This window comes from Exiguobacterium artemiae 255-15, assembly GCF_000019905.1.
GTDB lineage: Bacteria > Bacillota > Bacilli > Exiguobacteriales > Exiguobacteriaceae > Exiguobacterium_A > Exiguobacterium_A artemiae.
The window spans coordinates 431,808-455,271 of sequence record NC_010556.1; the positions used below are offsets into that span (position 1 = coordinate 431,808).

Consider the following 23,464-nt stretch of genomic DNA (forward strand, 5'->3'; position numbering starts at 1 on the left):
GGTGGCATATTTTAGCGGAAAAAAGGAAATACTCCTTATAAGACAAGTACGTCATTAAAATCGTGCATAAGGGGATGGATGGATATGAAAACGAAACAGTATATCGGAACGTTTTATAAAGAGGAAGAACTGATTTCAAAAATGGATGAGTTGCATCAGCAAGGTCATCGCGAAGAAGATTTTTATATCATCGTTAAAGAAAAATCGAATCTTCAACTGGTCCGCAGTCAGATGGACGCGGAAATCGCGACGACGAAACCGTCGTGGATTGACCGGATTCGCGGGAATCAGGGACGTGATCAGGAAGTAAATGATCTGTTTGGTTCACTCGATTTACCGGCGGATCAAGTCGAGGTCCATAAGACGGAAGTCGAAGGCGGTGGATTCGTTCTGTTACTGGAAGTTCAGGACATTCAGTTCGATCCCCACTTAAACACGGACAATACACATCCTGACGTCAAAGTACGTTACGGCAGTTACGAAGAAACGCATACATCGGACGATGCCAATTCAAATGCCCAACTCGGATCGGGAAATCCGCTTGATGTCGATAAAGACTCAAAAGAAGAACACGCGGAGATTGATTTGCACCGTGCCGGTACGGATAAGATGCCGCAAGACGAAGAAGCCATTCATCATGCCAAGTTAAAAGAAGATCGTAAACCGGATATCGCGATGCGCCGGGACGATGATTTTAAGCGTCCGGAGTGGGAAGAACAAAAAGTACGTCACGAAGAACAGCAGGACGGGAAAAAAGACGATATCCACCGTCCGAACCGTTCTGCGGATCATTCCGATGATTTAGCAAAACAAGATCACGGAAATGATTTGGATCGTTAATGCATACAAAAAGGCTGACGCTCATGTCAGCCTTTTTGTATGGGGCGATGTTTACGTTGATGTAAGCCTCGTCTTATTTTTTATGCATCTCGTCCGGATTCGAGCCGGTCCGCTCATTCCGATTGAGCTGATCGATTTGTCGCATGTCATCCGGTGATAACACAAAATCAAAGATGTCCAAGTTTTCCTGAATCCGGCTTGGTGTGACGGATTTCGGGATCGCGATGATGTCATGCTGAAGATGCCAACGGAGAACGACTTGAGCAGGTGTCTTACCGTGACGTGCCGCGATGTCTGTGATGACCGGGTCTGTTAAGGCATCGCGTCCCTTCATCAACGGGCTCCAGGCTTCGACGACAATCCCGTTCTTTTGGCAAAATGCGCGAATCGCTTCCTGACTTAAGAACGGATGCAGTTCGATTTGATTGACGGCAGGGACGACGGTTCCTTCTTCCAATACCCGTGTTAAATGCGGAATGTGGAAATTCGATACTCCGATCGCTTTTGCTTTGCCATCTCGATACAGCTGTTCTAAAGCACGCCACGTATCCATATACAAATCCTCGTCCGGCATCGGCCAATGAATCAAGTATAAATCAACGTAATCAACCCCGAGCTTTTGGAGACTGGTTTCAAACGCGGCCAGTGTCCGTTCATAACCTTGATCCTTATTCCAAACCTTTGTCGTCAAAAAGATATCTTCCCGTGGAATCCCCGAATCCTTTAAGGCGCGACCGACACCGGCCTCGTTTTCATAAATCATTGCCGTATCAATGGAACGGTAGCCGACCCGTAAAGCTTCCCGCACCGCTTCATACACTTCCTGTTCCGGGACTTTAAACACACCGTATCCGAGTTGCGGCATGACCAGCCCATTGTTCAACGTAACGAATTCCATTTGAATTCCCCCTTAAGATAATAATCCTGTCTTACCCAGTTTACGCTTTTCACTTTCGAAAATCGAATCAAAGGAAGGGTTGAATTGGCGCAAGGAAATCCGTATACTGAGCGTTAACAAATAATGGGAGGGATCAGGATGATTCGTCAAGCCGTTTTACAATACATACACGAAGAACAAGCCGTCGATCGGCTTTCAGAATTGTTACGGGGGAGAAAAGCGGTGCTGATTCACGGTGAACAGGCATTAAAATCGTCCGAACAGTATTTGCCGGAATTGCCGAAGCTGCTGTTTTCCGGACATTGTACAGATCAGCAGGTAATAGAGCTTACAGAACAATGTGCCGCGTACGAAATGATCATCGCTCTTGGCGGCGGGTCCGTCATTGATACGGCCAAACAAGTGGCCGTCAAACGAAATTACCCGTTGATTGTCATTCCGACGATCGTCTCGAACTGTGCCCCGTGGACACCCCTTAGTGTCATGTATGATGAACGGGGTCGGTACCTTCGTTTTGACACGATTCCTGTCGTCATTGAAGCATTATTGCTCGACTATCGGATTTTAGCAGCCAGTCCATATGATTATTTTGTTGCCGGACTGGTCGATACATTAGCGAAATGGTACGAAGCCCGGGCGCTGAGCGGATCGACTTCTGACCATCCTGTCGTCGAATCGGCCTTACGGATGGCAGAACACTGTAAACGATTAATTTTGCAGACACCGATCAGTCCAAAACAATTTCAGGAGTATTCGTCCCCGATTCAACATCTGGTGGAGACGGTCATTCCGCTTGCCGGAAGTGTCGGTGGATTCGGTGACGAAGCAACACGTGGGGCGATTGGTCACGGTGTTCATAATGCGTTATCTCCGTTCCCGTCGACGAACCGGATTTTACACGGAAGTAAAGTCGGTTACGGCTTATTGATTCAAGAGTTGTTGTTAGATGAAACGGTGTTCTATAACGAGTTGCTACAGTATTTGATGGAAAACAAACAACCGACGACGAGTACAGCGCTTGGATTGACGGAAGCGGAGCGAGCCGACTTGGCGCAACGAATTGGTCGAGAACCACTCTGTCAATTGATTGAGACGGATTGGTCGAAAGCGACCGTTCTTTCGACTTTAATGAAAAATGACCGGGAAGCCGTTCTCATACCTTGAAGGTGATATAAGACAAAGTCCCGCTCCTCGTTTTTGAGGAGCGGGACTTTACGTTCATTGTGCTTTTGCCAGCTCCGAATAAGGGGCAGGGTGACCGAGCAGATAACCTTGACCGAAGTCAAATCCAAGTTCGCGGCAGAGCTCAAGTTCTTCCTGACGTTCGATCCCTTCTGCAAGAATTTGAATCCCCATCTCTTTTGTTAAATGACGTGCTTTTCGCAGGAACGCTTCATTTTCTGCTACTGTGTCACAGTTTGAGATGAAGGCGCGGTCAATTTTAACGTAATCCGGTTGGAGTAACGACAACATATCAAGCGTCGAGAAGCCGGCACCGACATCGTCCAGTGCGACTTGAATGCCCTGTTTTTTATATTGTTCGAAGACATGTTTCAAGTGATTGACGTCTTCGATTTTTTCGGTTTCGACGACTTCGAACACGAGCCGGCTTGGATCGACGTTATACCGTTCGACGATTTCGAACGTATGACGCAGGCAATATTCCGGATTGTAGATGGTTGAAGGAAGGAAATTAATGAATGTTTTCTGTGTTCCTCCAACCAAATGTGTTGCCCGAATGGCTTCTTCTCGCGCCCGTTGATCGAGGCGGGAATGAAGTCCCATTTTTGAAGCCGTCGAAAAGAGGAGGCCGGGAGACATCGGAATCGTTTGATCGGCGGCCCGGAGCAAAGCTTCGTTTGCGAATAAGCTGTTGTCCTGGATATTGAATATGGGTTGCAGATGACTCGTCATGACTCCATTTTGAATGAAATCAATGGCTTGTCGGCTCTTCAACTGTTCGAGCAAAACAGAAGCTGCAAGTACAGGTGTCACGAGACGTGATCCTTTCGCCCGGCAGGAAACCGGAAAATCCCCAATCTGTAACGTAGAGCTAAGGATTTGTTCCAACTGCTCAAATGAACTGTAAGAAAATACTTCCGGTGTCGGCGATTGAATATGTAAAGAACCTGCTTCGATAAATCGGATTGTTGTTGTACATTCGGCGCAAGGATGCCACATGAATGGATGTCCACCTTTCTGATTTAAATACATGTTAAACATGTATTTGTTAAATTGGTTAAATTCTTTACCCGAACGTAATCTATTGATAAACCTAATATCAACTATTTGCGCTTCTATTGACCAAACTAAAAAAGGAGACAGGTAGGTTCGTCATATGACGAATCATCCTGTCTCTCTTATCGGTTAATTGATACATAATCTGAAGAATTATGACCGAATCCAAAAAATCCACAGCGTCGCATGCAGTAAAATCGCAAGCGGTACGAAGAGTTGAAATTTGGCGGTCCGTGTTTTATGCCGGACGAGCTGCATGGCTAAAAGCGTCCCGAGCGCGCCGCCCAAAAAAGCAATCGTCAACAAGGTGGCTTCCGGTGTCCGCCAGGCATGTTGCTGGGCTTTACGTTTATCCCGCCACATCGAGATAAATCCGACAACGGTCATGATGCCGTAAAAGGCAGCGATAGTTGAAAAAATAGTCATGTCTGTTTATTACCTTTCCGCGCCGCCGCCGCCGGAACTTCCGCCGCCACCCCGGCTGCCACCGCCACCACCTCCACCGCCACGCATGATGGCGGAAAAGATATTGATGATGGCAAAGAAGAACATGCCCCCGGTGAACTTCATGTCGAGGAACAGCAAGAGGACAAGACCGGCACCGATCAGGACTTTTGCCCAAGTACTCAAACCGCCGTCCGTACTTTTCTTGACCGGATCCTGCGATTCAAGCGACTGTTCTTTTGACACGACGCTGACGACCGCTTTGTACGTTTCGGATGCTGCTTTGCCATAATCACCTTGATCCCGATACGGAACGGCGTATTTGTCCAGAATCCGTCCCGCTGTGATGTCGGTCAGAATTCCTTCGAGCTTATAGCCGACTTCAATCCGAAAATTCCGGTCTTTTTCGTTTGGTGCCACGACGACGAGAATCCCGTTATCTTTTCCGGCCTGCCCGATGCCTTGAGCCCGAAACGTTTCATTGGCATACGTGCTTAAATCCTGTCCTTTTAAATCCGGCACCGTCTTGAGAACGACCTGTGCTGTCGTGTATTGTTCGAGTTCTTGCCCGAGACGAGCGAGCTCCGCTTCTTCCGACGCGGTCAGCAGCTGTGCATCATCCTGGATGAAGAACGCTGCGCCCGTGCGTTCTGACACGGCTTCGGCAGTCGGAGTCAGAAGGAAGAAGACGAGGAACGCGGTAAAAAGCAGTCGCGTTCGCCGCCAAATCATTTCGAGTCACTATTGAAGTCGACCGTTGGATTTTCACGGTCACTTTCCGAGATTTCATAATATGGTTTTTTCTCGAAACCAAATGCCGAAGCATAAAGCGAAGTCGGGAAGCTGCGACGTTTTTTATTGTAAACGGTCACGGCATCATTATAATCTTTCCGAGCAATACCCAAACGGTTTTCCGTGCCTTCTAGTGTATCCATTAACGATTGGAATCGTTCGCTTGATTTTAATTCCGGATATGTCGTTTGCAACGCAATCAATCCGCGAAGTGAAGACGTGACCTGTTGATCGGCTTCAATCCGTTGTTCCGTCGAAGCGGCACGGGCAAGACCGGCTTGTGCTTCGGCGATATCCCCATAAACTTTTTGTTCCTGACCGGCGACCCCTTTGACGGTTTCGACGAGATTCGGAATTAAATCCGCCCGGCGTTTGATCTGATTATCGACTTGCGACCACTTATTCGAAACATCTTCTTCGACATTGACGAGACTGTTGTACTGTCCGATTGCTAAAAAGGCAATCAGGACGACGACTGCAATCCCGATGATGAGAGGTAACTTGGAACCTCCACGATTTCTACGAGCCATATTGATGACCACTCCTTTTTTCTGTATCTCAACTATCTATACCCTAATCCGCAACAATAAGTTTCAAAAAATAAAAAAACCATCAGCGAAAAGCTGATGATTTTTGGGATTACATATAGACGATAACGGCAAGAACCGCTGCCAGGACAAGACGGTAAATCGCAAACGGAACGAGTTTGATTTTATTGATCAGTTTCAGGAAGAAGCGGATCGACAATAACGCAAAGCCGAACGAAGCGATGAAACCGACTACATAAAATCCAAGATCTCCGACATTGATATATTCCCAGTTCTTGACGAGTGACAAGGCACTTGCCCCGAACATGATCGGAACCGCCATGATGAATGTAAAGTCCGCTGCTGTCCGGTGATTCATTCCGAGGAAAACACCACCGGAAATCGTTGAGCCGGACCGTGAGAATCCCGGCCAAAGCGAGATACATTGGAACAGACCGACGAGTGCTGCCTGACGATACGAAATTTGATCAAGCGACGTTGTCTTCGGTTCTTTTGGTCCGAGTTTATCGGCGGCAATCATCAGGATCGCACCGGCGGCAAGACCGATGATGACTGTATCGATCGAGAAAAGATTTTCGTCGATGAAGTCTTCAAACAACAGACCGAGAACGGCTGCCGGGAGTAAACCAATCAGGACGTGGCGTAATTTTAATTTATGCGTACCCGATGCATCATGTTCACCTTCGATTTTATAAAGACCGATTAAACTGAACAGCCGTTTCCAAAAGACGACGATGACGGCTAAAATCGAACCGAGTTGGATGACGATTTTAAAGGTGTTCGCCGAGTACTTCCCTAAGAAGTCCGTTGTTTGAAGCCACATGTCATCAACGATGATCATATGTCCGGTCGAGGAGACAGGGGCGAATTCCGTCATTCCTTCGATGAAACCGAGTAAAAGTGCTTTAAGTAATTCAATGATAGTCATGTTATTCTCCTTCTATATTATTCTAAATAAAAACATATCATGTTTTATTCTTCTGAGATAGAACGAATCGAAATATAGGGCGCAGGACTGAGAGAAATCCGGCTTGTTGCAAGCATCAAAAAAGAGTACACTGAACTTATAATCAAACAAACGTTTGAATGAGGTGAGGGAATGGAAGCGAAAACAGAACGTCTGAAAATTACAGGAATTGATTGTGCCAACTGTGCGGCGAAGGTGGAACGGGGTGTCGCGAGCGTGGCAGGCATCGAACAAGCTGATTTGGATTTTGCCGGTCAGAAACTCTATCTGACATATGAAAAGGGCGCTGCAAGCGACGATACGTATCAGGCAGTCGTCGAACGGATTCAGCAACTTGAACCGGATGTCCACCTCGTCCGGACGGCGTCCACAGAAGCCGTCGATCCGCGTGAACACGCGGGACATGACCACAGCCATCCGCACGATCATGGTCCATTTTTGAACCGTACGAAAAAAATACAATACAGTGTCGGTATGATCTCGTTCATCAGTGCTTTTTTTGTTCCGGGATCAATTGACCTTCTATTTTTTGCGGTTGCCTATTTTTTAATCGGTTGGGATGTCCTTCAAACCGCTGTCAGAAATATCCGGCATGGTCAGGTGTTTGACGAGAACTTCTTGATGGTCATTGCGACGGTCGGTGCTTTTTTAATCGGAGAGTATCCGGAAGCCGTCGCTGTCATGTTGTTTTATCAAGTCGGGGAGTTTTTCCAACACCGTGCTGTCGATCAGTCGCGGAAATCGATTGCTGCGCTGATGGATATCCGGCCAGATATTGCGACGCTTGAGGATGGACGACGTGTGAGTCCGGAACAGGTCAATATCGGTCAACGGATCGTTGTCCGGGCAGGGGAGAAGATTCCACTCGATGGAACGGTTCTGACAGGAGAAGCGTTCATTGATACGACCGCGTTGACGGGGGAATCCGTCCCGCGGCGTGTCCGTCCGACCGAGCCGGTTTTAGCCGGAACAATCAACACTGACGGTCATCTGTTGATTCAAGTAGACCGGCCGTACAATGAGTCGACCGTCGCTAAAATTCTCGATTTAGTGGAAAATGCGTCACGTCATAAAGCACCGACGGAAAAATTCATCACACGATTTGCACGGGTTTACACACCGATTGTCGTTCTGGTGGCAACACTGCTTGCCGTCGTGCCGCCGCTTGTCGTGACGGGAGCGACGTGGAGTGACTGGATTTACCGGGCACTGGTGTTCCTTGTCATCAGTTGTCCGTGTGCGCTCGTCATTTCAATTCCGCTCGGCTTCTTTAGCGGAATCGGCGCCGCTTCGAAACGCGGTATTCTCGTCAAAGGCGGAAATCATCTCGAAGCGTTACAACAACTCGATACGGTCGTCTTCGATAAAACGGGAACGTTGACGGAAGGGGTGTTTGAAGTCGTCGAACTGAAAGCCGTGCATGGATCGGAAGACGAACTGCTTCGCGTCGCAGCGACCGTTGAGCAACATTCCAATCATCCGATTGCTAAATCCATTCAGCGGATGTATGCCCGGCACGCTTCTGTTTCGACCGCTGTTCAAGACTATCAGGAAGTAGCCGGTTCCGGCGTCACCGGACGGTTCGGCACGGATCAGATTCAGGCCGGAAATGCCCGGTGGTTCAAAGAACTCGGCTTGACGCCGCTCGATCAGACCGAAGACGGGACCTACGTACATGTGGCCCAAAATGACAGCTACCTTGGATTTATCCGGATTGCCGACCGTATTAAAGACACGACGGTAGAAGCGTTGGACGGGCTGAAAGCACTCGGAATTCGTCAGACAATCATGTTGACCGGCGACCGCCGGGAAACGGCGGAGCAGATCGGGCGACAAATCGGGATAACGCAAGTGAAGGCGGAACTGTTACCGGATCAAAAAGTGGAACAATTAGAAGCTATCTTGTATCAAGCGAACGGCCGGGTCGCGTTTGTCGGCGACGGAATCAACGATGCTCCCGTGTTGACGCGGGCGGATGTCGGGATTGCGATGGGTGGACTCGGAAGTGATGTCGCAATTGAAGCGGCAGACGTCGTCCTGATGACGGATGAACCGAAACAGCTCGTCGAAGCGATTCGGATTGCCCGGGCGACACGCCGGATCGTTTATCAGAACATTGCATTTGCACTTGGTATCAAAGGCGTGTTCTTATTGCTTGGCGCCTTTGGTGTTGCGACGATGTGGGAAGCTGTTTTTGCCGATGTTGGTGTAACGGTGCTCGCGGTCTTAAACGCGATGCGGATTTTACGAAAATAAGAATTCAATCTACAAATAAAACCTCTCCCATATTTACACGGGAGAGGTTTTATTGATGTTACATCAGCCAAGTGCGACGTCAAGAATCATCATAACAGTGAAACCGACCATCAGACCAAGTGTTGCCAAGTCTGATCCGTTTTCAGCCTGTGATTCGGGAATCAATTCTTCGACGACGACGAAAATCATTGCGCCGGCGGCAAACGCCAAAGCATACGGCAAGAGCGGTTGAATAAAGAAGACGGCAGCAGCTCCGACCATAGCGGCAATCGGTTCGACGATCGCCGACAATTGTCCGTAGTTAAAGGCACGCCGACGTGACATGCCTTCTCCGCGAAGCGGAATCGACAAAGCAGCCCCTTCCGGCATGTTTTGAATCCCGATTCCAAGTGCCAGTGTCAAGGCACCGGCAACGGTCGCACCATCCATGTTCAGTGCGGCGGCACCGAAAGCGACACCGATCGCGAGTCCTTCCGGGATATTGTGGAGCGTAATCGCGAGAAACAGCAATGTTGTTTTTTTCAGACCGGTCGAAGGACCTTCAGCGGTTTCGAGCGGAGCGGATAAGTGCAGATGGGGAGTTACAAAATCCAGGAGGCGGACAAAAAAACCGCCTGCGAGGAAACCGATTGCGGCCGGCAACCAGGCAATCCCACCATCTTTTTCCGTAAATTCAATTGCAGGGGCAAGCAAGGACCAAAACGACGCCGCAATCATGACACCGGCTGCAAAGCCGAGCATCATATTCATGACCCGTTTTTCAATCGTCGTAAAGACGAAGACAAGTGCGGCCCCGAGTGCCGTCAATCCCCAGGTCATCATACCGGCAAGCAGGGCTTGCATGACGACCGGAAGTCCGGTAAACCATTCCATCATACCAATCAATCCTTCTTTCAATGACAATTCTTAAAATAAGTGCGTATCGTACAGCAGCTTCTGTCTCTTCTACCCGTTTTCGATCCGGATGATTCGTCCGAGCGGAATTTCAATCCGTGAGGACCCGCGCAAAACAAGGTACGCGCGCTCACGGTGAACCTGCTCGATGAATCCGGATGTCGTGACATAGCCTCTTTCACTATAATACGTGATTTCGAGCTCGATTCCTTCTATTAATGCTTGTTCGAGTAAGAACTGCCAAGGATACTGCAATTGTTCATCGATGACAGGAAAATCGATTTGATGTGTTTCAAGATAGTAGGCTTTGAGGAGTTGAATGTGTTCCGGCATCAAAAAGGGAAGCCATTTGAGATTTCCGCGGTCACGATAACGTGTCATGTAAATCACCTCCCGGATGTCCGCCGACGAATCGGAGCCGGCGTTTCGCGACACTTGTATCGAGGAATGACACCGCCAAACGGATCGTTCCTTTACCGTAACGTAAATTGACGTGATCGATGGCTTTTAATAACCGTTTTCGGCGCCAGACCTTTGTATTGTCTTCAAACAAGGACAATTGAAGTGTTCCCTGATCCGGGGTGAGTTGTCCAAGAGCGACCGATAGAAAGCGAACCGGTTCACCGTCGAGCCAATTCGGTTCGAACAATTGAAGAATATGACGTAATAACAGCCGTTCATCGGCGGTCGGATAAGGCAATCGGAGCTGTTTTGAAAAGCCGTCACGGGCGACATGTCGAGAGTAGCGGACGCCAAGATGGACCGTCCAACCGACCTGATTGGAAAAACGGACCCGTGCCGCAACATCACTTGCTAATTCGGCGAGAACTAAACGAATCTGTTCGTACTGGTAATAGTCACGCATCAGGGTCACCCCATGTCCGATCGTTCGTTTGGTATCCGGTGCAGTCCGGAACAAGGTCATCGGATCAATGATTGTCGGAGAACCGTCGATTCCCCAGGCATGGTGCCAAAGTTCTGCCCCGATTACGCCGAACCGTTCGTGCAGATCTTCGACCGGGGCTGCTGCCAGGTCCCCAATGGTGTGGATTCCCATTACCGACAAGTGTTGCTCCATCATCCGTCCGACGCCCCACATCTTGCGGACCGGAAAATCATGCAACAACCGAGAGACATCCGCATAACCGCATTGTGCGATACCTTCACGTTTTCCGCGTAAATCGAGGACCAGCTTTGCAATGACGTTGTTCGGACCGATTCCGATCCGGACCGGAATGCCGGTCTGTTGCCAGATTGCCGTCTGAATTTTCCAGGCTGTTTCCGTGTCTGATCCGAAAAGCCGTTCCGTTCCGCTCATGTCGACAAAGTTTTCATCAATTGAATAAATCCGGATTGCGTCGGGCGGCGCAAACTGATGCAAGACGTCCAGCACTTCGATCGATGTTTTCATGTATGCCAGCATCCGTGGTTCGACGAGCACAATCTGTTTCCGCTCACGATAAGGCAACTGCTCAATCTGATAAAGACGACTAGCTGTCTTGATTCCGAGTTGTTTTAAAGCGGGACTGGCCGCAAGGATAACCGATCCGGATCGGGTTAAGTCCGATACGACAGCAAGTTTCGTCGTTAAAGGAGGTAAATTTCGATAACGGCATTCACAACTGGCATAAAAAGAGACACTGTCGACACAAAAAATCCGTCGGTCCGGAAAAGGTAGGATCGGATTCATAGAAAACACTCCTTACTACATAAAAGAACGTTTGTTCTTATTTTTGATTTGACTATATCATGGTCTCAAGCGGTCTCAAATCAAAAAAATAAAAAAAGAGTCAATCTTTGCTACACTGGAAAAGGTGAATGCGATGTAAAGGAAAGAAGGGGAAGTACATGAAAAAACAAATCATTCAATTACCCGAGTTACCGCAACAGTTGACATCGGAAACCTTTGCGGATGTTGAAATCGATGATCCGTATCTGTATCAAACGTTGTATGAGAAAGAGACGTTGCCGGTCGAACTGACGGAACGGCTCGACGTCAATCAAGTCTGTTTTCGGAATGTCTCGTTTGCAGGACTGGTCTTTGAGCGGGCTTCATTTGAAAATGTCCGTTTTGAACAATGTGACCTGACAGGATGTCAGTTTCAGGACAGTCGTTTTCATCGGGTTGTTTTTGAGGATTGCCGCCTGACCGGAATTCATTTTGAGTCGAACACGATCGATCACGTAACAATCAAAGACTGTCAGGCCAATTACGCCCAAGTCATCCGGACGGCGTTGCGTCATGTCACACTGGAACAGACATCGATGCGGGAAAGTCATTTCTTTGAAATGAAGCCAATCGATTTCCGACTGCATGAAGTTGATTTGTCGGAAAGTCAATGGGTCGAGACGGCATTAAAAGGACTGGATTTGCGACAAGCCGACTTATCCGGCATCACGATTGATCCACGCTTTTTGCCGGGGGCCATCGTTACGGAAAGCCAGGCTATCACCTTTGCCCGGTTACTCGGACTCGTCATTCCAAGTCATGGTTAACCAGTAAAAAAAACGAAGTCCACTGTCCCCGTCGTATTCGGGAGAGTGGACTTCGTTTCGTTTAAAAGGAAATGGTTTCACCGTCATCCGGGATGAGAAAATGAGCGGACAGATGGTGGGCGGCCAGAAAATCAGCAATCATATCACGGCGCAACAGGCAATGGTTGACCGACTCGAGGTGAGAGACGATGATAGTCGCTTCAGCCGCCGCCTGATGAACAGCCAGCAAATCACGCTGGGACATCGTAATCGGTTCGCCGGTCAAAAATTGTGCCGCGCCGCTGTTGACGATGATGATGTCAGGCGCATGCTGCTCGATTGCCGTCTCAACTTCTTCACACCAAATCGTGTCACCGGCGATGTAAAGTGTCGGTTCGTCCGGGTGCGTCAAGACGAGACCGGAGACGGTGCCCATCCGTTGACCGATTTCCCCGACACCGTGCCGGCCTGACGTATGGTAAACGCGGATATCACCGAGCGCCAGTCCGTTTTCAAACGACGAGACGTTCGTGAATCCGGCTTCGCGGATTGTCGCCGCATCCGCCTGGTTTTGTGCATACAGCGGAATCTGTTTCGGCAGAATTTCTTTTGCTGTCTCATCAAAATGATCGGCATGGAGGTGGGTGACGAAAATCGCATCCGGATCAAGCAGTGTCGAGACATCAACGGGCAAGTCGACGAGCGGATTCGGAACGGCGTTCGGCGTCTCTCCGAACGGCGGAAGAGATCCTTTTTCACCGAGAAACGGATCGATCAAAAATACTTGATTGGCATAGTTGACGACGAGTGTCGCATTACGGATCTGTTGAATATCCACGGGCAGTCTTCCTTTCGGGTTGGGAATGTTTCACTGTTCGTTCATTTCCCATTCAGACGCCGTGTTAATCATATTTGATCGTCGATGGTTTTCGGGAGCAGCTTCTCCATCGCCAGGACGTCCACATAATATCCGTTGAGCATACCTTGTTCCTTAAACGTTCCGACAATCCGGAAGCCGGACCGGATGTACAGTTTTTGACCGATTTTGTTAAAGGGGAACGTAAACAGAATCAACTTATGGAAACCTTGTGTAATCGCGTGTTCTTCGATGACATGTAACAGCTGACGCCCGATGCCCTGTCCGCGATGGGTCCGGGTGATGTAGACCGACAGTTCACCGACGGATTGATAGACGGGACGAGGGTTATAAGGGTCAAGTGAGATGAAGCCAAGAATCGTTGTTCCTTCATACGCCACAAAACCGGCATAACGGGGTGTCCGTTCCCGATACCAGTCTTCCATGAAAGACAATTCCTTCGTATCCGTTTCAAGCGTCGCGATCCGGTCTTCGATGCCTTCGTTATAGATGGCAAGGATGTCTTTTAAATCGTCTTCCTTAACAGGGCGAATCATCATACACGTGACCTCCAGTTAAAATAAGTCTTTTCTTCATTATATAGGAGGAAGGGGAAACAAGCGGTATGTTTGTAGGATAGGAATGGGACCGAAAAAACAGACGGCCGGATGATTCGGACCGTCTGTCTTCAGGATATTTTCTTAGTTTGCTGTTTCAATCGGATCCTTCTCATAAATCGGAACCCAGCCGTCCGTTGTCACGAAAATCCGGACCGCCACAACTTTTCGATCCTCTTGGAGCGTGAAGTAATGGCGTGTGTTGACTGGTACGGAAATCAAATCACCCGGGTTCAACTCAATGTTGTAATAGCCGACTTCGTCATCCTGGATCGCAAACACACCGTGCCCGCTGACGATGAACCGGACTTCGTCATCCGTATGGTGATGCTCCTTTTGGAAGTTGACGAGCAACTCATCCAAGTTCGGTGTTGCGTCAGACAGGGAGATGATATCAGCCGTCTGATAACCGCGTCGTTCCGAAACATCGGTGATTTCCGATTGGAATGTATCAAGAATCGTTTGTTTGTCCGCATCCGTCAACGTGTACGTGTCGACCAGTTCAGCCGGAAGCTTCGAGACATCCCATTGTTCATACAGGACACCACGTGAAGCGAGAAAAGCAGATACCTCATTTTGATCCGTATACCGTTCGTTTGTTTTCTGGAAAAGTACTGTTGCCATTGTAAATTCCTCCTTTTAATAAATCGCCTGTCGGCACGCTTGCAGTTTTAAGGTGTAGCTGAACAAAAATTCAAAAGCTTCCAACTGTTTTTTGGCTTCAAAAGCAGTCGGTGCCCAAACCGTGATGCCGTGATTGCGAATCAAAACGGCGCCGCTTTCGGTCCGGATGTGTTTGGCAAAGTCAGCGGCAAGAGTCGGGATGTCGGCATGATTCGTGATGATCGGCACGATGACTTCCGCATCTTCTTCCCAACGGCCGAGTGCTTTGATGATTTCCTGACTGCGGAACCGGATTTCCCCGCGGTCTCCGTACAGTTCCGAAATAACGTTGTTGTCGACGGTATGGACATGAAGCGAGCAGCCGGCTGTCGTCCGGTTAAACACTTCGACATGCAGCAACGTCTCGGCGGAAGGACGTCCATTTTGCTCGCCGATCAATTGACCGGTCGCGTCGACATGGACAAAATCGTCCGGCGTGTCCTGCCGTTTATCTTTCCCGCTTGCCGTCACAAGGAATTCCGTCGGACTGCTGTTTGTCCGAATAGCGAGGTTACCGCTTGTACCGGGAAACCAGTCCCGCGCTGCGAACTCTTGTTTGATGGCGCGGAGTTCTTCGTATCGTGTCAAAAATGTCATGCGTACACCTCCGTTGTCTGCAGATGATCAACAATGTCGTAAAATGTTTCAAATGGTGTGTATGCAATCCCGTGCTGTTCGCACAGCGTAATCAGATAATCGCGGGCATAGACATGATCCGCTTGTTTCGCCAGTTCAAAATCCGTCACGGAGTCACCGATCGTGACGATAATATCGCCATCCTGCTTGAGCTTCCGGGCAATCGACGTTTTACAACACCCGCATTGATTGTTGCATGCTGCATCGCAAGTGTGCGGCCACTCAATACGAATCGTCTCCCCGCTGAAGTCACTGCCGTTGCAGTAAATCGCTTCATCTGTCAGTAACTCTTGAAGAATCGGTTGGACAAAAAAGTCGATTCCGCCGCTGACGATCGCAAAGTCAATCCCGTTCGATTTGGCAAAGGCGAGTAAGGTCTTAAAGCCGGGACGGATGACAGCCCGCTGTTCCAAAAAATCAATATAGTCCTGTTTGCGATCCGAGGGGAGCAACCGGAACATCTGTCCGACACCGGACTGGATGGACAGCGATTGATCGAGGACACCTTTTTTCAACGGTTCAAACGCTTCCGGGGGAGCGAATTCTGTCATCAACGCAATGATATTGTCGTGTTCAGTCACGGTCCCGTCAAAGTCACATAAAATCCGGATCGTCATTTCGTAATCCCCCAGGCGTCGAGGGCGACCCGAAGCTCTTCCTGCCGCGTTGCGGCACTCGTCAACGATTCACCGGCAAGTGCTGCGTCGAGGGCCTGACGGAAAGCGAGCACACCGGCCGCCGCGCCCTGCGGATGACCGTGAACGCCGCCACCGGCATTGATGACGGAATCGGTCCCGAAATCATGAACGAGCTGAGCGACGAGACCGGGATGAATGCCTGCCGAGGGAACCGGAAGAATCGTCTTCGTTTCTCCGATCCGTGTGGCTTCGACGGCAATTCCGCGCGCCAAGTCTTTGGCGAGGGCGACGTTTCCGTAAGGCGACGGGAACAACGTCAAATCGGCACCGGCCAGCCGCGGTAAAGTCCCTAGTAAAACAGGGGCTGCAATGCCGTATTCCGGGCTTGCGATCAAGGCACCGCTTAAGGCCGGATGATTAAAAATCGGAACGGAAATGTCCGGATCAGCCGCTAATTCGCGTAAGACGTCGAGTCCGTATGTAAACGTATTGAGCAGAAAGGCGGTCGCACCGGCTTCAATCAAACGTTTCGTCTGATCCTTCAAGCCGAAGACGGAACCGCTCAGCGTAATCGCGTAAAGCGCCCGTTTGCCGGTCTTTTCATAATGGGCATTTAGGACGTCGCGTCCGATCCGCGCCCGGTCGAGTGCCGGCGTCAACGGATTATCGTACAAAATCTCATCATCTTTGACGAGATCGATGCCACCCGCAAGTTGCGCTTCGAGTTGTTCCCGCAAAAAGGTGAGGTCCCGACCGATGACGCCTTTAAAGATGCTCATCAACAGAGGACGGTCGTGGACTTGAATCAACTGCCGGACGCCCTCGATGCCGAATTTGGCACCGGGGAAGTCCGTGGTGAACGAAGCCGGAAGCTGTAAATCCGTTAATTTGATTTGTCCGTCGAGCGACAGCTTGCCGAAGACGGTCGTTAAGATTGCTGAAAAGTCACGGGAGACGTTGTGTTCCGGATAACGGATCGTGATGTAGCCTTTTCCGTCGTGTTCTTCCGTATGAACAACTTGTCCTTTGAACGATTCAAGCTGCTGTTGTTCCAAATGATTTAAATCGGTCCAGGAACCGACGGTCAAACCGAGCGCGATTTGTTCTGCCCGTTTTGGTAACTGATCCGTCGTTCCGAGTTGGTAGGTTGCGGTAATATACGTCATATCGACTGTCTCTCCCTTGTTGAAGAATACAAAAATGGTCCCTCGTCAATGACAAGAGACCATGAAAAATTGCGCGTGGACTCTTATCTGTCAGCGTAATAGCTGCAAGAATTAGCACCGTGCCAAGTGGTCGGTTGCTGCGACATCGTAGGGCTCGTCCCTCCGTCTGCTCTTGATAAGAATTGGATGAAATTGTGAAATCTAATTGCAATTCTTACATGAGATTCGTCACTTGTCAAACTATATTTCGAAAATTTATTTTTTTGAAAATACTTCTTCTATAGACGGTTTCGTTTTTGAAGACATTTCACTAAAAAATGGAATTGACAGACGGCTAGCAACGCACGTAGTATTCAAATCAACATCAATCATACGACAACTATATATGACTCTTATCGTGAGTTGGCAGAGGGAATTGGCCCGAAGACGCCGCAGCAACCGACCATCCGGCACGGTGCTACATCCAACAGACATTCGTCTGAGAGATAAGAGGACGGAATATTCTGCCGCGCCTCTTTTCTTTGACGAAAAGAGGCGTTTTTTCGTGTGATCACCAAGGAGGAAAACAGAATGGGATATCAAGCATTTACAGTACAGGACGCGATTGAACGGGTCCGGACACTCGGATTGATCGGCAATGAACCGGTGACGGCAGAGGAAATCGGAGATGGAAATTTAAATCTCGTTTTCCGGATTCAGGCAGGGGAAAAACGGCTGATTTTAAAGCAGGCGTTACCTTATGCAAAAGTCGTCGGGGAAAGCTGGCCGCTGTCGCTCGAACGGGCCTGGATTGAACAATCGGCCTTAAAAGAATTCGCGAAAGTCGCCGTTCCGTTTGTCCCGCATGTCTACCATGCGAGTAAAGAAGAAGCGTTCACGGTGATGGAAGACTTGTCACATCTGACAATCGTCCGGGGTGGACTGCTTGAAGGGGAAAAGTATCCGTTGCTCGCGGAACACATCGGTTCGTATTTGGCGCGGACACTGTTTTATACGTCGGATTTTGCCGTCGGACCGGTCGCGAAAAAACAGATTGCCCGTCAGTACTACAATCCGGATCTGTGCGATATCACGGAAAAACTAATCTTCACGGATCCGTTTTATGATGCAGAAACGAATGCGATTGAAGCAGGTCTCGAAGCGGAAGTTGACCGGATTTGGAACGACGCGGAACTGAAACGGGAAGTCGCGAAGCTTGAAGCCTTGTTCATCACGAAGGGCGACGCATTGTTGCACGGCGACTTACATACAGGCAGTATTTTTGCCTCGGCGGAAGAAACGAAAGTCATCGATCCCGAATTTGCGTTTTATGGACCGTTCGGATTTGATGTCGGTCAATTTATCGCACATCTGTTTTTTGCCGCGTATCCGGACTATGACCGGTTGCGGGATGAGCGGATCAAGGATATCGATACATTCTGGCTGACGTTTGCTTCGACGTTCAAAGCGTTATGGGAACGGGAAGCGGTCGAGCCGTTCCGGAAGGCAGACGGACTGGTCGATGATGTTCTTAGCACGATTTTACAGGACGCACTCGGATTTGCCGGTTGTGAACTGATTCGCCGGACGATTGGATTGGCATTAGTTGCAGACTTGGAGCAAATTTCGGATTCGACCGTTCGCCTTGAACGAAAACGCCATGCATTGCGGCTTGGTGCTGCTTTGATTAAACGCCGGACGGAATGCAAGACGTTTACCGATCTGCGGAATTTTGACGTGACGGAGGAACTCAGCCGATGAGCCAATTCGTTCAGAGCATCATCTATGAAAACCGGACGGTGACAATTTTGGATCAGACCCGTCTTCCGGAAGAAGAACATTATGAAATCATCCATGACTTGGCGCAGGCGATTGACGCCATCAAACAATTGCGAGTCCGTGGTGCACCGGCCATCAGTCTGTTCGGCGGATTCGTCCTCGTTCAGGAAGCGTTTCGGACGACAGGGACGCTGGCTGAAGCAAAACAGGAGTTGTTGGAGGTGTCGGCACAATTACTCGCGACCCGTCCGACGGCCGTCAATCTGCGAAATGTCCTCGATGAGCTGAATCAGCTGATTGTTTCCGCTACGACGCTGAAAGAACTGCCGGTACGTCTCGAACAAAAGGCATTGGAACTTTATCAGACGGATGCCAAAACATCCCGTCAAATCGGGGTTCATGCACTGGAATTGTTCGAGTCCGGTGACCGGGTACTAACGATTTGTAATGCCGGATCAATTGCGACGGCAGCTTACGGAACGGCGCTCGCTCCGTTTTATCTCGCCAAGGAGCAAGGCATCCCGTTATCCGTCTATGCGTCGGAAACACGGCCTTTGTTGCAGGGTGCACGTTTGACGACATGGGAGTTGCAACGGGCAGGGATTGACGTCACCTTGATCACGGACAATATGGTCGCGCATACGATCAAGGAAAAGCAGATCACCGCCATCATCGTCGGAGCGGACCGGATTACCCGGAACGGGGATACGGCCAATAAAATCGGGACGTTTCAGCTGGCATTACTCGCACGTGCCTTCGGAATTCCGTTTTACGTCGCCGCACCGCTGTCGACGTTTGACTTTACAAGTCTGTCAGGAGATGAAATCGAGATTGAAGAACGCGACGCCCGTGAAGTGACACAGCTTGCCGGAAAAGCGACGGCACCGGCCGGCGTACCGGTCTTTAATCCGGCGTTTGACGTGACGCCGCACGACCTTATCACCGCCATCATTACGGAGCTCGGAGTCATTGAACACCCGGATGTGGAGACAATCAAACGGACAATCGGACAACATACACACTAAACAGACAGGAGAGATTGAGATGAAGAAATTAGCATTGGCTGTACTGGCACCAGCGGTCTTACTGGCTGCTTGCGCGAACAGTGAAGCAACACCGGTGAAAAAAATCAGCGGTGTACCGGAAGGGGTTCAGGGTGATGTCAAGATTGCCGTTATCCGTAACCTTGCTTCCGACGACCATACAAAACAGTTTTTGGACGGCGCCCGCTCGGAAGGGGAAGCACTTGGTTTTCAAGTCAACACGTTTATCTCGGAAGGGAATGACGTCAAGTTCAAGGAGTTGGTCGCCCAAGCCGTTCAGCAGGATTATGACGGATTGATCATCTCGCACGGCAAAGAGGATTATGCCTATGACATGATCAAACCGGCCATCGACAAAGGCATCAAAGTCGTGACATTTGATACGGTGACGAAGAAAAAAGACCAGACATTAAAAGGTATCACAGAGACATTCCAGGATGACCATAAACTGGCCCAGCTGTCGCTCGATGAAGTGACGAAAGTGAAGGACGACAAGCCGGTCCGTGTCATCAAACTATGGTTTGGTCCGGGATTTGCCCCGCTTGACCGCCGTCAGGAAATCTACAAAACGTATGAAGCGGACGGAAAAATCAAGACGCTTGAAACCGTCGGACCCACGAACTTCCAGGATGTCCAAGGGGATATTGCGACGAAGATGAACGCGATTCTCGCCAAGTACCCGAAGGGCAGCATCGATGCCGTCTGGGGCGCCTGGGATGAAGTCGCTAAAGGAGCTTATAAGTCTTTAAAAGACAACAAGCGTCAGGAAATTCCGCTGATTTCGATCGATGTCTCGAATCAGGACATCAATCTGATGCGTGAAAAGGGCAGTAACTGGGTCTCAACGAGTGCCGTTGATCCGCATTTGATCGGGCAGACAGATATGCGCCTGCTTGCGAAAAAGCTGGCCGGCGAAAAAACACCGGATAGTTTTGATCTCGATGCCAAACTGGTCGAACAAAAAGCACTCAAGGCGGATACGACGATGTACAATCTCGATACCATCATCAAAGGCTGGAGTACATCCGAAAAATTCAATGAGCCGTGGATGGATCAGTTGCGGAAAGCGAATGACGGGAAATGACGCCTCCGGTGAACGAACAACGACTGGAAATGCGGGGGATTTCAATGGAATTCCCCGGTGTCAAGGCGCTGGATGACGTTCACTTTTCCGTGAAACGCGGGGAAATCCACGCGCTTGTCGGAGCGAACGGAGCCGGTAAATCAACGCTGATGAAAGTCTTGGCCGGCGCCTATGCGTCATACGAAGGAACGATTTTGTTCGACGGTGTACCGCTTGCGATTGATTCACCAAATGCCGCGAAACGGGCCGGGATTGAAATCGTCTATCAGGAAGTCGATACGGCACTGGTCGATTATTTGACCGTCGCCGAAAACATCTGTCTCGATATGCTGGCGAGCGGACAGTTGAAAGGAGTCATCCGACGCCGGCGGTATGAAGAAATAGCCGAGCGTGCTTTACAAAAATTGAAAGCATCGATTGATGTCCGCCAACGGGTCAGTGAGTTACGGTTGGCCGAGAAACAACTCGTCCTGATTGCCCGTGCACTCGTGCAGGAAAGCCGGTTTTTGATTTTGGATGAACCAACCGCTCCACTCAGCGGCCGGGAAACGGAACAACTGTTTCGGATCATTCGCGAGTTGGCGGAGAAGGAACATCTGGGTGTCATCTTCATTTCTCACCGTCTGCAGGAGTTGTTTGAGATTTGTGAATCGATTTCCGTCATGCGCGACGGCAAGATGGTATCGCGGCAACTTCTTGCCGGACAAACGAAAGAAACGGTCGTCGAACAGATGCTGGGCCGGCGTTTGCAAAAAAGCAGCCGCGAGGCGCGTCCGGCTGGTGCCCCCTCACTTGAGCTTGACCGTATCACGGTCGCGGGACAACTGGACGAGATCTCGTTAACGGTCCGTGCTGGAGAAGTAATCGGGATTGCCGGATTGGTCGGTGCCGGAAAAACAGAACTGTGTAAAACGATTTTCGGATCGATTCCGGTCACTTCGGGATTGATGCGTCTTGCGGGAGAAACACGGCGTATCCGTTCGGCGTATGATGCGGTCCGGCTGGGCATCGGACTCGTGCCGGAAGAACGACGGAAAGAAGGAATTTTGGTCGCGGATCCAATTGAACAAAATATGACGGCGGCCAGCCTCAAACAATTCGTCAACCGATTCGGGTTTGTAGAGAAGAAAAAAGAACGGGCAGCGGCAAACCGGATCGTACAGCAACTGTCGATTAAAGTCAGTGATACCCGACAACGTGCCGCTGAGTTGTCCGGTGGTAACCAGCAAAAAGTTGCCATCGGGAAATGGTTGCTGGCCGACGCTTCCGTCCTCGTATTGGATGAACCGACAAAAGGGGTCGATGTCGGGGCGAAAGCGGAAATTTTCCAAGTGATTGATCAACTGGCAGCAGAACAAAAAGCCGTCATTTATGCGTCGAGTGAACTGGATGAACTGCTGGCTGTAACCGACCGGATTTATGTCATGTATGACGGACAGATCGTATTCGAGGCGACCACTTCGGAAACAACCGAAGAACAATTATTGTGGTATGCAACAGGAGGACAACAACATGAATGATGTATTGCACGAACCGGCTGCACAGCCGGAAGCGCCGCGAACAGCAGCGGGAAAACCGGTGCTGCGCTTCTTGAATGACTGGGGCATCGTCCTCGCGATTCTTGCACTTATTCTGTTCTTTGCCATGACGGCACCGAACTTTTTACAGGGGACGAATCTAGTCAATATTTTACGAAGCATTTCAATTGTGACGATCATCGCCATCGGCTTGACGGTTTCGTTGACAGTCAACGGGTTTGACTTATCCGTCGGTTCGACCGCGACGTTTGCCAGTTCACTAGTCGTCTCGTTTTTTGTCTGGTACAGTCTGCCGCTCGGCGTATCGATTGGTCTGGCTCTCGTGATTGCCTTGGCGGTCGCACTCGTCAACATTCTGTTAATCGTGAAGTTCAAGATTCCGGATTTGTTCGCAACGCTTGCGACGATGTTCATTTTTGAAGGTGTCGCGATGACGTATACCGGCGGCGGCTCGATCAGTGCCGGGATGCCACGTCTTGACGGGACACCAACGGTCGGACTGATCCCGGAATCGTTCTTAAAAATCAGTCAGGCGCCTTGGATCATCCTCATAATGCTTGTCGTCGTAGCGGTGACACATGTCTTTTTGAACCACACACGGCACGGACGTTTTTTGTATATCATCGGTGGAAATCCGGAAGCAGCGCATCTGACGGGAATCCGGGTGAACCGGTATCGCGCAGTCGCGTATCTGATTGCCGGATTACTGGCGGCCGTTGGCGGTATTTTACTGGCGTCACAAGTCGGTTCTTCCCAAATTAACGCCGGATCGGGTTATTTGATGCCGGCTGTCGCAGCAGCCTTCATCGGTTCCTCATTTGCCGGCCAAGGGAAACCGAATGCGCTCGGCACACTCGTCGGTGCCTGTCTCGTCGGAATTCTCGAGAATGGACTCGTCATGTTATCGGTACCATATTATTCCCTAAACATCATCAAAGGCGCCGTCCTGGCGATTGCTTTAGCGTCGACCTATTACCGTTTCAAAAAAAATTAAAAAAAGTGGTTTAAGTTCTAATAGAATCGGTAATATTCAGTATATGAAAGGATGGTGATGCACATGAATGATTATCAATGTATAGGGAACGATCGCATGTCGCTTCGAGAAGAAGAGGA

The 23,464-nt window shown here is 49.7% G+C and carries 24 protein-coding genes and 2 riboswitches; of the genes, 9 read left to right on the forward strand and 15 right to left on the reverse strand.

Annotated elements, in window-relative coordinates:
* Positions 1-84: 84 nt before the first annotated feature.
* Positions 85-840: a general stress protein gene (locus tag EXIG_RS02285; RefSeq protein ID WP_131503404.1), complete on the forward strand. Its 756-nt coding sequence runs from the start codon at positions 85-87 to the stop codon at positions 838-840.
* Between the two features lie 73 nt (positions 841-913).
* Here the strand turns inward: EXIG_RS02285 and EXIG_RS02290 are convergent, their stop codons facing one another.
* Positions 914-1,738 carry an aldo/keto reductase gene (locus tag EXIG_RS02290; protein ID WP_012369319.1) on the reverse strand — a complete coding sequence of 275 codons (825 nt, stop codon included), beginning with the start codon at positions 1,736-1,738 and terminating at the stop codon, positions 914-916.
* 138 nt (positions 1,739-1,876) lie between these two features.
* Here EXIG_RS02290 and EXIG_RS02295 point away from each other — a divergent pair, with 138 nt between their 5' ends.
* The gene (locus EXIG_RS02295; protein ID WP_012369320.1) at positions 1,877-2,902 is read left to right on the forward strand and encodes an iron-containing alcohol dehydrogenase family protein; all 1,026 of its coding nucleotides are present in this window, start codon (positions 1,877-1,879) and stop codon (positions 2,900-2,902) included.
* Positions 2,903-2,956: 54 nt separating this feature from the next.
* Here the strand turns inward: EXIG_RS02295 and EXIG_RS02300 are convergent, their stop codons facing one another.
* The 5 genes from EXIG_RS02300 to EXIG_RS02320 all read right to left on the reverse strand — a co-directional run bounded on the left by EXIG_RS02300 (position 2,957) and on the right by EXIG_RS02320 (position 6,688).
* Complete coding sequence (locus EXIG_RS02300; protein ID WP_234944561.1) at positions 2,957-3,952, reverse strand: EAL domain-containing protein; 996 nt, start codon at positions 3,950-3,952, stop codon at positions 2,957-2,959.
* Positions 3,953-4,129: 177 nt separating this feature from the next.
* Positions 4,130-4,402: a DUF1294 domain-containing protein gene (locus EXIG_RS02305; protein ID WP_012369322.1), complete on the reverse strand. Its 273-nt coding sequence runs from the start codon at positions 4,400-4,402 to the stop codon at positions 4,130-4,132.
* A 9-nt stretch (positions 4,403-4,411) separates the two neighbouring features.
* Complete coding sequence (locus tag EXIG_RS02310) at positions 4,412-5,152, reverse strand: TPM domain-containing protein (RefSeq protein WP_012369323.1); 741 nt, start codon at positions 5,150-5,152, stop codon at positions 4,412-4,414.
* On the reverse strand, positions 5,149-5,742 hold the full coding sequence (locus EXIG_RS02315; protein WP_012369324.1) for a LemA family protein: 594 nt from the start codon (positions 5,740-5,742) through the stop codon (positions 5,149-5,151). Before EXIG_RS02315 ends, EXIG_RS02310 begins: the two co-directional genes overlap by 4 nt.
* Positions 5,743-5,851: 109 nt before the next feature.
* Complete coding sequence (locus tag EXIG_RS02320; protein WP_012369325.1) at positions 5,852-6,688, reverse strand: undecaprenyl-diphosphate phosphatase; 837 nt, start codon at positions 6,686-6,688, stop codon at positions 5,852-5,854.
* Positions 6,689-6,859: 171 nt separating this feature from the next.
* Here EXIG_RS02320 and EXIG_RS02325 point away from each other — a divergent pair, with 171 nt between their 5' ends.
* Positions 6,860-8,983, forward strand: coding sequence for a heavy metal translocating P-type ATPase (locus tag EXIG_RS02325; RefSeq protein WP_012369326.1), 2,124 nt, complete (start codon positions 6,860-6,862; stop codon positions 8,981-8,983).
* Between the two features lie 63 nt (positions 8,984-9,046).
* On the opposite strand, the gene EXIG_RS02330 is transcribed toward EXIG_RS02325, so the two are convergent.
* The 3 genes from EXIG_RS02330 to EXIG_RS02340 all read right to left on the reverse strand — a co-directional run bounded on the left by EXIG_RS02330 (position 9,047) and on the right by EXIG_RS02340 (position 11,567).
* A complete protein-coding gene (locus EXIG_RS02330; protein ID WP_012369327.1) occupies positions 9,047-9,859 on the reverse strand; it encodes a ZIP family metal transporter in 813 nt (270 codons plus the stop codon).
* A 69-nt stretch (positions 9,860-9,928) separates the two neighbouring features.
* A complete protein-coding gene (locus tag EXIG_RS02335) occupies positions 9,929-10,258 on the reverse strand; it encodes a YolD-like family protein (protein ID WP_012369328.1) in 330 nt (109 codons plus the stop codon).
* Positions 10,242-11,567, reverse strand: coding sequence for a Y-family DNA polymerase (locus EXIG_RS02340; protein ID WP_012369329.1), 1,326 nt, complete (start codon positions 11,565-11,567; stop codon positions 10,242-10,244). Before EXIG_RS02340 ends, EXIG_RS02335 begins: the two co-directional genes overlap by 17 nt.
* 158 nt (positions 11,568-11,725) lie before the next feature.
* Here EXIG_RS02340 and EXIG_RS02345 point away from each other — a divergent pair, with 158 nt between their 5' ends.
* On the forward strand, positions 11,726-12,373 hold the full coding sequence (locus EXIG_RS02345; RefSeq protein WP_012369330.1) for a pentapeptide repeat-containing protein: 648 nt from the start codon (positions 11,726-11,728) through the stop codon (positions 12,371-12,373).
* Between the two features lie 61 nt (positions 12,374-12,434).
* On the opposite strand, the gene EXIG_RS02350 is transcribed toward EXIG_RS02345, so the two are convergent.
* The 6 genes from EXIG_RS02350 to EXIG_RS02375 form a co-directional block, all read right to left on the reverse strand.
* On the reverse strand, positions 12,435-13,190 hold the full coding sequence (locus EXIG_RS02350; protein ID WP_012369331.1) for an MBL fold metallo-hydrolase: 756 nt from the start codon (positions 13,188-13,190) through the stop codon (positions 12,435-12,437).
* Positions 13,191-13,258: 68 nt separating this feature from the next.
* Positions 13,259-13,768, reverse strand: coding sequence for an arsinothricin resistance N-acetyltransferase ArsN1 family A (locus tag EXIG_RS02355; protein ID WP_012369332.1), 510 nt, complete (start codon positions 13,766-13,768; stop codon positions 13,259-13,261).
* 141 nt (positions 13,769-13,909) lie between these two features.
* Positions 13,910-14,449 (reverse strand): acireductone dioxygenase, encoded by a 540-nt coding sequence (locus EXIG_RS02360; protein WP_012369333.1) that lies wholly within the window; start codon positions 14,447-14,449, stop codon positions 13,910-13,912.
* 15 nt (positions 14,450-14,464) lie between these two features.
* Positions 14,465-15,085: a methylthioribulose 1-phosphate dehydratase gene (locus EXIG_RS02365; protein WP_012369334.1), complete on the reverse strand. Its 621-nt coding sequence runs from the start codon at positions 15,083-15,085 to the stop codon at positions 14,465-14,467.
* Positions 15,082-15,741, reverse strand: coding sequence for a 2-hydroxy-3-keto-5-methylthiopentenyl-1-phosphate phosphatase (locus tag EXIG_RS02370; RefSeq protein ID WP_012369335.1), 660 nt, complete (start codon positions 15,739-15,741; stop codon positions 15,082-15,084). Before EXIG_RS02370 ends, EXIG_RS02365 begins: the two co-directional genes overlap by 4 nt.
* The gene (locus tag EXIG_RS02375; RefSeq protein ID WP_012369336.1) at positions 15,738-16,928 is read right to left on the reverse strand and encodes a 2,3-diketo-5-methylthiopentyl-1-phosphate enolase; all 1,191 of its coding nucleotides are present in this window, start codon (positions 16,926-16,928) and stop codon (positions 15,738-15,740) included. The genes EXIG_RS02370 and EXIG_RS02375 overlap by 4 nt, the downstream gene beginning before the upstream one ends.
* An 80-nt stretch (positions 16,929-17,008) precedes the next feature.
* Positions 17,009-17,110, reverse strand: a riboswitch (SAM riboswitch).
* Positions 17,111-17,317: 207 nt separating this feature from the next.
* Positions 17,318-17,420, forward strand: a riboswitch (SAM riboswitch).
* Positions 17,421-17,498: 78 nt separating this feature from the next.
* On the opposite strand from EXIG_RS02375, the gene mtnK reads away from it, so the two are divergent.
* Genes mtnK through EXIG_RS02400 form a run of 5 tightly spaced genes read left to right on the forward strand, consistent with a single transcriptional unit; the run spans position 17,499 to position 23,345 of the window.
* Positions 17,499-18,668 carry an S-methyl-5-thioribose kinase gene (gene mtnK / locus EXIG_RS02380; protein WP_012369337.1) on the forward strand — a complete coding sequence of 390 codons (1,170 nt, stop codon included), beginning with the start codon at positions 17,499-17,501 and terminating at the stop codon, positions 18,666-18,668.
* Positions 18,665-19,711, forward strand: a complete 1,047-nt coding sequence (mtnA, locus tag EXIG_RS02385) for an S-methyl-5-thioribose-1-phosphate isomerase (protein WP_012369338.1) — start codon at positions 18,665-18,667, stop codon at positions 19,709-19,711. Before mtnK ends, mtnA begins: the two co-directional genes overlap by 4 nt.
* A gap of 19 nt (positions 19,712-19,730) precedes the next feature.
* The gene (locus EXIG_RS02390; RefSeq protein WP_012369339.1) at positions 19,731-20,813 is read left to right on the forward strand and encodes a sugar ABC transporter substrate-binding protein; all 1,083 of its coding nucleotides are present in this window, start codon (positions 19,731-19,733) and stop codon (positions 20,811-20,813) included.
* On the forward strand, positions 20,810-22,333 hold the full coding sequence (locus EXIG_RS02395; RefSeq protein WP_012369340.1) for a sugar ABC transporter ATP-binding protein: 1,524 nt from the start codon (positions 20,810-20,812) through the stop codon (positions 22,331-22,333). Before EXIG_RS02390 ends, EXIG_RS02395 begins: the two co-directional genes overlap by 4 nt.
* A complete protein-coding gene (locus EXIG_RS02400; RefSeq protein ID WP_012369341.1) occupies positions 22,326-23,345 on the forward strand; it encodes an ABC transporter permease in 1,020 nt (339 codons plus the stop codon). The genes EXIG_RS02395 and EXIG_RS02400 overlap by 8 nt, the downstream gene beginning before the upstream one ends.
* The last annotated feature ends 119 nt before the right edge of the window (positions 23,346-23,464 follow it).